This is a genomic window from Burkholderia sp. RF4-BP95, assembly GCF_001521985.1.
GTDB lineage: Bacteria > Pseudomonadota > Gammaproteobacteria > Burkholderiales > Burkholderiaceae > Burkholderia > Burkholderia diffusa.
In genome coordinates this window covers 32625-43280 of record NZ_LOSX01000051.1, presented here as the reverse complement: position 1 = coordinate 43280, position 10656 = coordinate 32625, and the positions used below count along the sequence as shown (strand labels likewise).

The window sequence follows — 10656 nt, the reverse complement described above, 5'->3', positions numbered from 1 at the left end:
CTGCTACGCATGGCTTCCAATCGTTGGGGAAACCGGTAACTCACGCCGTCAACACGGTATCGGCTCCACGCTTACATCGAACGCGAGTGGCTGCTGCAACAACTGATCGTGACGGTCGAGCAGCATCGCCTGCAGGCCGATGCCGCCGAGGCAGTCGATCGGGACAGCGCGCAAGCTGGCCGCGCAGCAGTCGCAGGACTGGATGCGACCGACGCTGAGCCTGGCGATCGTGGCGTCGACGGTCGGATCGTGTTCCGGGTGATGGCCGGAGTGGCAGACGGCACACTGAAGGATCCGGCCATTGCAGCAACAGCGGGCAGCCTGCTGATGTACTTTGCGCGCGAGACCGCGCCAGTATTGGGATTCTGGTTCGGGACCACACGGGGTGCATCGCTACGGGCGATGGTGCCGATCGCGAGGCTAACAGCCAGACTCGAACGCATCAGGATCCCGCAAACCGTATGCCGGGCTTTGCCGCTTCTTGTCAGGACGACTCGGCACCTTGCGTGTCGAATCAATCAACTCAGGCCGGTCCCGTTTGTACGAGAATTCAGTCGTATCCTGCAAGTTCAGTACGGGACCTTCTGATGAAGCGAACCGGCCTCGCGCGACTTCAAAGTCGCCCACTCAGTATGTCCTGTTCGCTCACCTTGGGATAGGACAGAAACCAGTAGGCTGCTTTCGTGTTGCACCAGTCCTGAAATGCCATCGGAATGCTCTGCCCGACATACGACCACAAGCGCTCGGAACCAGGCGAAATCTTATGCCAAGACGCTCATCGCGAAACCGGCTCTGCCCAGCTTCCTCATTCAGCCAAGCATTAGCCCCAAACGCTTCTCCCAGTGTACGCTTTCGACTGCCTCCGCTCGTCATTGCGCCCTTCCTTCATCTAAGGAGCACACAACGACGTTAACATGAATGAATCCTAGTTAACAGAGAAAGGCAGAAAAATGTGGATAACAGCAAGCTTCAAAGAGCGCTTACGCGTCACCGCACGGATCACCGTTTCCTTGAACTCTTTACTGCGGCGGCGACGCCGCGTCGGCTGCACCGCTTCCGAAATCGCCTCATTCTCGTCCATAGCGTACACGTGTCCATTTAAAGAATTTGGTGGACACGATCGTGCCTTCATCACCCCGACGATTCAAGGTGACATTGCCGGGGCTTACGTTCCACTGGATGATCGTGCGATCGTCCATCGCGGCATCCTCGAGAGGCACGAGCCGCGTGAGTTCGCTGCGACTGATCACGAAGCCGCCCGAGTGCTGCGACGGATGACGTGGATAGCCGAGCATCTGCGCTGCGAACACGATCGTTTGATGCAGCACGGGTGATCGTTGCCCGTGCGTAACGGAAAATACCGACCCTCGGGCCGGCATTCTCGCGTTAGTTGGTGGCAACACGCCGCGATGCGCGCATTACTTCATCTGCACCGAACCGTTGACCGTCACCGACACGGTTGCCTTGCCGCCTTCGACCGCGATCGGCGCGCTCATCTTCGCGCTACCGATCGGTCCCGCAGCCATCTCCATCACGCGCGTGTATGGCTGTACGTTGCGGCCGCTGCCCACATTGACATCGCGGATCGTGTAGCTGCTGTAGCCGAACGCCTTCGCGGCTTCGTCCGCGCGGGCGCGGAACGACTTGATCGCTTCGGTCGTGAGCTTCTGCTCGGCCGTGCGCTGCGCTTCAGGCGACAGCGAGAACTCGACGTTCGCGACCTGCATCAGGTTCGACAGCTGGCCTGCAAGCTTCGACGCCGCAGCGATATCGCGCGATTCGAGCGCGACCTCGGTACGGCCGCGCCATGCGGAGATCTTCCCGTCGCGATCGGTGCTCGGATACACGGAGAATGCGCCCGTATGCGCGGAGAGGCCCGAGACGCTCTTCGCCTGCGACAGCGCGGCATCGGCGCGCTGATTCAGCGCGGCCGTGAGGCTGTCCGGATCCTTGGCCTGCTGTTCATAGAACAGCGTGATGTGGATGATGTCTTGCGGCATATCGGCGCTGGCCTGTGACGACAGCGACAGCACGCCCGCCGGTTCCGGAAAATGCGGGTTCGCAGTTTGCGCGTGCACGGCGGGCGACGCGAGCGTCAGCGCGACGGGAACGGCGAGGGCAAGCGACAGCGCGAGTGCGGATTTCTTGGTCATTGTTGGACTCCTTGTATGAGTGCGCGCACGCGGATCACGCGTGCGCGACGCGGGTGGACCGCGCGCCGAAGAAAATAACAGCCGGCCCGATCGGCCGACAGCGGTTGCTTAGCGCCACACGACCGTATGCCAAAATTGATGCTTTGCTTGTAGCACCCGACCGGTCCCTATGGTGCTGTCGCCGCGACTACGCACTGCTTCTGACGATGTACAACACCGGGGCGCACGTTTCCAAAGTCATCGCGCTCCGACAGGAACAGGTCCGGTTCAGCGGTTGCAAGCCGATCAACCTGATGGGCAATGGCCGCAAGGAACGAAGCATCCCGTTGTGGTCAAACACGGCCCAGGAATTGAAGACGTGGTTCCACGAACTGGAGAGCACTCGCACGCCGATCGCGTTTCCAAGTCATCACGGCCGGAAACTGTCGCACAACGGGATCGATTACATCCTCCAGCAGGTCGCCAATCAGGCTGAATATACGCCCGAGCCCCACTGGCAAACGCATTTCGCCGCATGTCGTGTGCCACACGGCGGCCATGTATCTACTGCAATCGAGCGTCGACATCAGTCTCATCGCTCTCTGGCTTGGCGACGAAGCAGCGAGCACTCGAGAAACTGACGCCAGCGGAAGCCGCCTCGTTCCGGTTCAAGCCTTATGATAGTGTGTTTGCCTTCCTGCAACACCTCTGATTATCTACAGTCTCGTCGCCGACGATCCAAAGCTGGCGGGCACCGACCGACGAACTGGGCGTAACCGGGAACGGTGCCTAAAAGCGCTTATGCTCTCCAGCACTTAAGCGCTACCCTTGTTCATACCCGTCATTCGACCACCCCCACCGTTCTCAACCAATTTTCAGTTCAGACATAGCATTCTCGACCTGCGCATCAACCCGGGCCACGCGCTCCGGGTTCAGGTCGCGCCACTTTTCAATCCACGTTAGACCGATTTGATCTAACATCGAATCTCGTCGCATCATCAATATATCACTCAAACGATCCGGATTAAGATCAAACTCAGCTGGTCCAGCCTGCCAGTTATGCAGAACTATTGATTTAATTACATCATCGGTCAGCTTTGTCAATCGATATCCAAATTCCAGTGCGGCGCGACAACGGGGATCGGACAAATGGCGACTCCTCTTGTCATGATAATATCTCGCATTATCCATACCTTCCCGTACACGTTGTATGGACGTAGCCGACTGTTCGCCATAGGGCTGTTCGCCAAGCCCAATTAGGCTTGGCGAATGATTCTGTGAAAAATCATCATACGCCTCAGATCTGTGTTTTAGTACAAAGAGTGCTGGTGGTCGTTGCAAATTTGCAATGCGATGCCCCATACTTTTCGGAACGCCCATGTAGCCAAGCGGACCTGTCACGTCAAAGTCGACGGTCTCGCCTCGCCACCCGCTAGGAGTGTTTGTGAAGCCAAAATTCTCCATGCGGAAGTTCAAGTGATCCCAGTTATCAATGAATCGGGACATTAGGTAATGCTGCTCCTGCTCAAGCAGAAGATCATCCGGGAGTAGTTGGTTGAGTTGTTCGAGTGCATGAAAGCGCTCGCGATCCAACTTTCGGTACAAGTTGATTGATGCGCTGTCGCGCCCATCCAACTCATAATATCGCCTTCCAGCAAGAATGCTTTTTTGCCTTTCACACACCGAATAGTATTTGTTTACAATTTTTTGATATTGACGCTGCGCCTCTCGATACTGTTCCGTATTTTGAGGAAATTGATTGATAATTTGACTTCTACCCTCCGCACTGGTGAGAAATTTTCCCAGATCAATGTAATTTTCATCAAATCTAGACATCGCGTACAAATCACCATCAGAACCATCGGTGGCATTCTGATATAGAATGTAATCGCACCCACTCCCAAGCCGAATCAATGGCGCATCGAGTCCACTCGCTTTAAATACTTGCGCCATCGTTACCTCCATTGCCGGATAAAAATTGCTTCGCAAATCCATCGAACTGGCCAAGCGTGGTTCAAATTGATTCAGCCACCACGCTGGCACCCTAGCGTCCTTCACCCGGTAAGCTGCCTCCGATTGAGATTCGCGCACCGCAATCATCGCGGCTTTGTTGCTCCCCCCTTTCGCCGGACGCCACGAAAGAACGTCAACCCGACAGTCCACGTGCTTTAAGCCACTACTGCCATCCATAGCTCGACTTTCCTCTTGTACCTCACCGAAACTTTTGTGATGTCGCGTGGCCCGTATTTGCCGGGAACTTTCCGTTGCTGGCCGCTCTGATTCAGCCAATTTGGGGGCCTTTGATGCTCGGCGCGTGTCCGATCTCGTTCTATTCGAGGACGCCAGGATCGGATTCAGTGTTTCACTTGTTCCGAGGCCTTCTCCAGGCTTGATCGTCAGTCCTTCAGTCACGGAATACAGCCAATGCGGGTCAGCCGTCCGCCAACTCGACAAATTGGCTTCGGCGCGGTGCCGCAAGTTTGCTTCCCGGGATGCGTCCGGGCCGTCATACCGCCTTGCATTCGGTCGCGTAGACTCACTCGGGGTAGTTACGTTTCGGACTCCGATTAGCTGCGAATCGATCGTTGATGCCCGAGAACGCATGGTTTCAGCAGAAACAGAAAACGGAATATGGATTGGCGAGATAGGTGAAATTGCAGGCATTATCAAGATTGAATAAGACTTCAAAGCCCTCGATAATCGATCCGACTCCATGTTCCTCGCTTTCAAAAAATGACTGTCGACAGATCCGAGCTTATCGTCAGCTATGAAGAAGAATATTTCAACGGAATATCGGGCATTAATTCAATCACACGCCCATAATTTTTACTAGAGTCGCTCATATGGACTCCTCCCGGATTGCAAGCTGGGTTTTGCAGATAAATCTACAGTGATCTGCCACGATTCCACGCACAGCCAGAAGTTTGATAACTTGTTGTGTGTACGGAGAAAAGCGTGTCAGAGAACCTGATGCCAAGAAGGCAATGCGCGAAGGAATTCAAGTTAGAGGCGGTAGGGTGAGCCAAGAGTGCCGACCAGCACGAGGTCGCTCAAAGGCTGGGCCTGCCAGTGACCACGTTAGGAAGCTGGTGCCATGATCAGCACAGTGGCAACGCGCAGGCGGCGGCAGAGCCGGTTGCTAATGCGCCGGTGTGCAGCCGTCGTCTGGTCAACGTTCTGGAAGCTGAGGTCAGCAGGCTGAGCAAGGAACTGGTCTGCGCGAAGCTGGACATCGATATCCTTCGAAAGACAACGGCATACTTCGCGAAGGGGTCGCGATGAAGTATGCAAGGATCGATCAGCATCGCGACCGCTACAGCGTCAGCCGGCTTCTCGGTGTGTCGAGCAGTGGCTATTGCCAGTGGCGCGGCCGGTCCGAAGTCGGCGAGCCCAAGCCAATACCGCGCTGGGCGCCCAAGTTACCGCCATTCATCGCGCCAATGCGGCAGCTATGACTGACCTCATATCGTGCGACAGTTGCCTGCCCAGGGCCGGCCGGCGGGCGCCGAACGCGTGCGTCACAGCCTGCAACGCCAGGGGCTACGCCCAGTCTACAAGCGCCCGTACCGGGTGACGACGGATTTGACACATCGCCTGCCGGTGGCGCCGAATCTGTTGGATCGGCGTTTTTGACGGCTGGTGGCCCAATCAAGCCCGGGTAAGCGACATCACCTTCGTCAGAACCGGCGAGGGCTGGTTGTATCTGGCGGCGATCCTGGATCTGACGAGCCGGCGCATCGTCGGCTGGTCGATTGTCGATGTCCGAGCGGATCAACGCAGACCGGGTCTGCCAGGCGTTGCGCAGCGCGTGCTCGCAACGCACACCGCCACCGGGATTGCTGCTGCACTCCGAACGCGGCGCCCCATACGTCAGTCGCGCTTATCGGAAATTTTCAAGATAAACGTTTCAATGAGCCGCCGTGCCAACGCTTGGGATAACGCCCCGATGGAGAGCTTCTTCAAGTCGCTGAAGGTCGAATGAATCTACCAGACTCACTACGAAACGCGTGCCCACGCCCGTCTGGATATCGTCGATTGGATAGAGGGCTATTACAATCGGCAACGCCTGCATACCTCGATCGACTTCCTTACCTCCGTCGACTTCGAGGCTAGCTTGATCTCCGCATGAGTTGCTGTACGCGAAAACGACGCAGGGTCACGCCCATACTGGCGCTGGCTGACATATGAACTGCTTGAGGATCTGCTCGCGGTAATCATCGACTTCTACGGTGCCAAACTCCACGACCGGCTACGTGAGCAGCGCGCATGTCACGACCGGACATTCGAACGCGAAAACCCTATCCGCCGTTCTGAACGGGACTGCCATCGCATCACGTCAATGGGCCTGTCGGGGGCTCTTCTCACATGAGCGAATTGCTCAACATTGAGCCGCAATTTAAGCGTGGTTTTACGCCCCCATCGACAGCATGTTCAGTTCGAACTTACGGCAGATTCGGCGCACTGATTTTCGCCTTGCAAAATCATGACTGTGCTCGCGGTCGACATTTCCACCCCACCTACCGTCACAAAGCTTCCAAACACCACGACCCGATCCGATGGCGCTGCCTGCTCAAGCGCTTGATCCAACGCCAAGGCCGGTGATGCGCATCGCGTCACCGCCTCGGGAACCGGAACACCCGCATGACACAGGACCCGCTCGAGCTGCTCCGCCGTGGCCGCGCGCGGAATGGGAAGATCCGTGACATACCAGTGATCGATCTCTGCGATCAATGGGCGAATGATACCGGCGACATCCTTGTCCTGCATAGCACCGAACACCGCGACTGTGCGAGCGAAGTTGCCCAAATCCTGCAAATTGTTCCTCAATGCGATCGCTGCGTGCGGGTTGTGACAAACATCCAGTATCACGGCTGGCCGTCCCGGCCACACCTCGAACCGCCCCGGCAACACAACGCTTTCGAGCCCACGACGGATGTGATGCGCGAATACCGGCAGCCGGTCACGCAGAACCTCCAGACATGCGAGCACTGTTGACGCGTTCGTCACCTGATGAGCGCCAAACAGCGCCGGCCGTCGCAGCATCGGACGCCGCGTTTCGCGTCCGACATACGTCCAGGCCTGACTGTCCGCATCCTGCCGCTCGCAACTGAAATCGCGATCGATCAGCCATAAGTCCGTGCCGAGACGTTGGGCGTGATCGAGTAACGACTGCGGCGGCGCAGGATCCGCGCAGATCGCCGGTCGTCCTGCGCGAAAAATCCCGGCTTTCTCGAGCCCGATCTGTTCGCGTGTCTTGCCCAAATAGGCAATGTGATCGATCGCCACATTCGTCACCACCGAGCAATCCGCATCAATGAGGTTGACCGCATCGAGTCGCCCGCCCATGCCGATCTCCAGAATCACGGCATCGAGATTACTAGCAGCCAACCAATGCAAGACGGCCAGTGTCGTAAATTCGAAATACGTCAGGGTTACGGGCTCCGGCAACCCCTGACGGGCCCGCTCCACCGCCTCGAAATGCAGCAGCAAATCCTCATCGCTTGCCTGTCGCCCATCGATGCGGGCACGCTCGTTGAAAGTCAGCACATGGGGTGACAGGTAGCATCCAACCGAATAACCCGCCGTGAGCAGGATCGCCTCCAGCATGACACAGGTCGACCCCTTGCCATTCGTCCCGCCCACCGTGATCACCGGGCAGGTAAATGACAACTGCAATGCCGCCTTCACGCGGCCGACCCTATCGAGGCCCATATCGATCTCGATGGGATGAGCGGACTCCAACTGGGCCAACCACGCCCCAAGCGTGTCATGTCGAGTCATAACCCCTTCCATACGGAATAATGAAACAAGCTGCCGATGAGGTGCCGGCACTCCACCGTCACTCGATCAGAATGACACTCAAATCGGAACTAGCGGCACGCCAAACAGGCCCGGCCATGGGTCGCCCAGCGAATGCTCTCCGAGTCTGCGTGGTCGTTGCGCCGCTCGGCGAATCGCCCAAGTTGCGCGGGCATATTCAAATCGCCCTCCCACGTCGCTTGCTGCTTGAATGTCGCTGCCTTGCGATCAAAGCGCAAATGATGCAGCGCGGTCTTTCCACCCCAATCCTTCGACGGGAATGCAATATAGTCAATTTCGAAAACGTCATCCTCGATTCGACCATTGACCACGTAGAGCCCGTAATGCTCTTCACCGGGCGAAATGATTTTGTAAATGCCGTTGTCGTAGTAGTACAGGGCAGCATCTTCGAACGGCTTAGGATCGTACATCTTCTCGTAGAACAACTGATGAACGATCGTCGGACGCCCCAAGGACACGACAATTTTCGCGCCTCCGATTTCTTGGTGGTCCGTCATGCCCAAGGTCGACATAGCTAAAACTTCCACAGAGACAATAAAAACCTGCGATACGCGCCGCGCTTGAGCGCCTACTGCACCGGGCCGAATTGTACCGAGCAACGCCCGTCACACTTGCAAAAAACGACCATCCGGTTGCAGCGCTGGTGACGCACCAACATGCACCACGCGATGCCTCCCGCCATGCAAGCGATCCTCCAGCGCTGTTGCATCTGCGCGAGTAACGCCAGGATCCCGTGGACGCCATGCCTGCGACAACCATGCCTCGCCCTGCGAAGGCATCACCACGGGCGACATGACATGCCCCCCATGCCAGATAGCGAGAATTGCCCAAACTCCCACTATCGACGCCCCCGCAACCGCAAGCCACGCGGATACGCGACGCCCGAAACGCCAGCGCACCCCGGAAGTCGTTCGATCGTCAACCGGCTCACTCTTGTCGAGCGCGCATGCGTCCTCGCCCCCGATCTGCGACGAAATCGAAATCTCGTCATCGCGATGAAATGCGTTAGTCGCCTTCGATTCGTCGACCATACTGTCCTCCCTCTCTGCCTGACGCGCGAGCTCCAAGCCATAGCGCGGAATGGTCCGAATGAGATCCCGCGGCAAGCCGATCGCTTCGAAGCTGCGCCGCAGCCGCGTGACCAGTTGGTAATAGCTGGCGTCCGTGACAACGACACCACGCGCGCCCCAGATACACTCGATCAGAGCTTCCTTGGTCTGCGGACCGTCAAACAACTGCTGCAGGAGCAAGGACTCGTTGAGGGAGAGATATTTCAGCGACTGGTCGACAAGGTTGACCAGCACACGAGTCTGGGTGTCAAAGGCAATATCGCCCATCACATGCATTGAAGGCGCTGCAGGATGCATCATGGAGTCCCTCGTTCACGATCGCGTCAATCGCCGGCCCCGACAATGTGGGCGAGAGGCGAGGCACGCGAAAGGGTTATGTTGGTCGCCGCCCAGCGAATCACGCGGATAAGAGCATCGACCACAAGCAGGGTCATCAAGCTCACGCGCCAGCCCCCACATCGGGGGTTGTGAACAGCATGTCACGGCAATTATCAAATACCTGTCATACGCAACATATCGGCCCACTCCCATTCCGCCATAAGACTCATCCCGTTCGCGCAACGAATCATCTGTGCATTGCCGACCCATGCCTCGCATGTCCCGATACAGTACGAAGTCGACCGAACGGCTTCAACGCCCCCCCCAGTCACGCCAGCCCTCCCGCGCCCGGCATCGGACATTTTGAATATCAGCGCCACCCCTATACAATAAGCAAGCACCTATGCACAGTCAGACTTTGCCTATACCAAACCATCGCTTGTCTGCCAATAATATTGGAACTAGTTCCAATATTTGGCCCAACCATAAGGGAACGAACATATGCCGACCTTCGGCACGGCGCTTCACATCAACCAAGCGGCGCCTTACGTCTCCCGCTGGGCCGTTTGATACGCCGCTTAATCTCGCGTGCGCCTTGCTGACAGCCAATATGGCAACCGGGATCCTGCACACGCAGTGAGTCCAGGGATTCTTAGCGCGCGCGAACCCCTGCTACAGCTGGATCGAGGACACCATGCACAAAATCTTGCTGGTCGATGACCATCCCATATACCTAATGGCACTATCCACTCTCCTCACTCAGGAGCTCGTCTCCGACGAGATCGCCGTCGCGAAGGACGGCGAAGCGGCGTGGGAAATGTATAAATCCCATCAGCCCGATCTCATGATCGTCGATCTGAATCTGCCGACGCTGAGCGGCGTGGATTTTGTCAAGCGCGTGCGCGTGTCTGATAATCAAGTCCGCATCTTGGTCTTTTCATCGGCCCGCACCGAGGTAATGGCCACCAAGATTCGGGCGATCGGGGCGAACGGATACGTACAAAAAACCGAGGACATCAGTCAAATGCTCAATGCCATTCGCGCCACCCTGTCCGGGTTCGACTGCTTCCCGAGCGTCGCCAACGACGGCACGATCGCAGGCAGTGGTCGCGCAGCCGCCGCACTCTCACCGCGTGAAATTACCGTGCTGAGTTATCTGGTGAAAGGACATTCCAATCAGGAAATTGCCGATCTGCTGCATCTGAGCCACAAAACCATCAGTACCCACAAGGCGCACATCTTTCAAAAGACCGGGATTTCCAACATCGTCGATCTCGCCGAATTCGCGCGCGAGAATTTGCTTTTCGATTAATTGC

Annotated in this window: 10 protein-coding genes and 2 pseudogenes; 4 read left to right on the top strand and 8 right to left on the bottom strand. The window is 57.0% G+C overall.

Features of this window, described 5'->3' with window-relative positions; genetic code table 11:
• Positions 1-108: 108 nt before the first annotated feature.
• The gene (locus WS46_RS35505) at positions 109-588 is read left to right on the top strand and encodes a hypothetical protein (protein WP_156443154.1); all 480 of its coding nucleotides are present in this window, start codon (positions 109-111) and stop codon (positions 586-588) included.
• Between the two features lie 25 nt (positions 589-613).
• Here the strand turns inward: WS46_RS35505 and WS46_RS36920 are convergent, their stop codons facing one another.
• The 4 genes and pseudogenes from WS46_RS36920 to WS46_RS18400 form a co-directional block, all read right to left on the bottom strand.
• Positions 614-739, bottom strand: coding sequence for a transposase DNA-binding-containing protein (locus WS46_RS36920; RefSeq protein ID WP_082722064.1), 126 nt, complete (start codon positions 737-739; stop codon positions 614-616).
• 186 nt (positions 740-925) lie between these two features.
• The gene (locus WS46_RS35500) at positions 926-1081 is read right to left on the bottom strand and encodes a hypothetical protein (RefSeq protein ID WP_156437329.1); all 156 of its coding nucleotides are present in this window, start codon (positions 1079-1081) and stop codon (positions 926-928) included.
• A gap of 88 nt (positions 1082-1169) precedes the next feature.
• Positions 1170-1334: pseudogene (locus WS46_RS35495) on the bottom strand (hypothetical protein); the annotation flags it as partial.
• An 84-nt stretch (positions 1335-1418) separates the two neighbouring features.
• Positions 1419-2153 carry an SIMPL domain-containing protein gene (locus tag WS46_RS18400; protein ID WP_059533526.1) on the bottom strand — a complete coding sequence of 245 codons (735 nt, stop codon included), beginning with the start codon at positions 2151-2153 and terminating at the stop codon, positions 1419-1421.
• On the opposite strand from WS46_RS18400, the gene WS46_RS36915 reads away from it, so the two are divergent.
• The gene (locus WS46_RS36915) at positions 2135-2773 is read left to right on the top strand and encodes a tyrosine-type recombinase/integrase (protein WP_373558366.1); all 639 of its coding nucleotides are present in this window, start codon (positions 2135-2137) and stop codon (positions 2771-2773) included. The genes WS46_RS18400 and WS46_RS36915 overlap by 19 nt on opposite strands.
• Positions 2774-2996: 223 nt before the next feature.
• Here the strand turns inward: WS46_RS36915 and WS46_RS35490 are convergent, their stop codons facing one another.
• Complete coding sequence (locus WS46_RS35490; protein ID WP_156441333.1) at positions 2997-4322, bottom strand: hypothetical protein; 1326 nt, start codon at positions 4320-4322, stop codon at positions 2997-2999.
• A 780-nt stretch (positions 4323-5102) separates the two neighbouring features.
• Here WS46_RS35490 and WS46_RS18390 point away from each other — a divergent pair.
• Positions 5103-6261, top strand: a pseudogene (locus WS46_RS18390) (IS3 family transposase).
• Positions 6262-6563: 302 nt separating this feature from the next.
• Here WS46_RS18390 and folC read toward each other — a convergent pair.
• From folC to WS46_RS18375, 3 genes are all read right to left on the bottom strand, one after another.
• Positions 6564-7913 carry a bifunctional tetrahydrofolate synthase/dihydrofolate synthase gene (gene folC, locus WS46_RS18385; protein WP_082722065.1) on the bottom strand — a complete coding sequence of 450 codons (1350 nt, stop codon included), beginning with the start codon at positions 7911-7913 and terminating at the stop codon, positions 6564-6566.
• Positions 7914-8002: 89 nt separating this feature from the next.
• Positions 8003-8449: a hypothetical protein gene (locus WS46_RS18380; protein WP_059524649.1), complete on the bottom strand. Its 447-nt coding sequence runs from the start codon at positions 8447-8449 to the stop codon at positions 8003-8005.
• Between the two features lie 108 nt (positions 8450-8557).
• Complete coding sequence (locus tag WS46_RS18375; RefSeq protein WP_156437326.1) at positions 8558-9322, bottom strand: hypothetical protein; 765 nt, start codon at positions 9320-9322, stop codon at positions 8558-8560.
• A 712-nt stretch (positions 9323-10034) separates the two neighbouring features.
• Here WS46_RS18375 and WS46_RS18370 point away from each other — a divergent pair.
• Positions 10035-10652 carry a response regulator transcription factor gene (locus WS46_RS18370; RefSeq protein WP_059524640.1) on the top strand — a complete coding sequence of 206 codons (618 nt, stop codon included), beginning with the start codon at positions 10035-10037 and terminating at the stop codon, positions 10650-10652.
• Positions 10653-10656 lie beyond the last annotated feature (4 nt).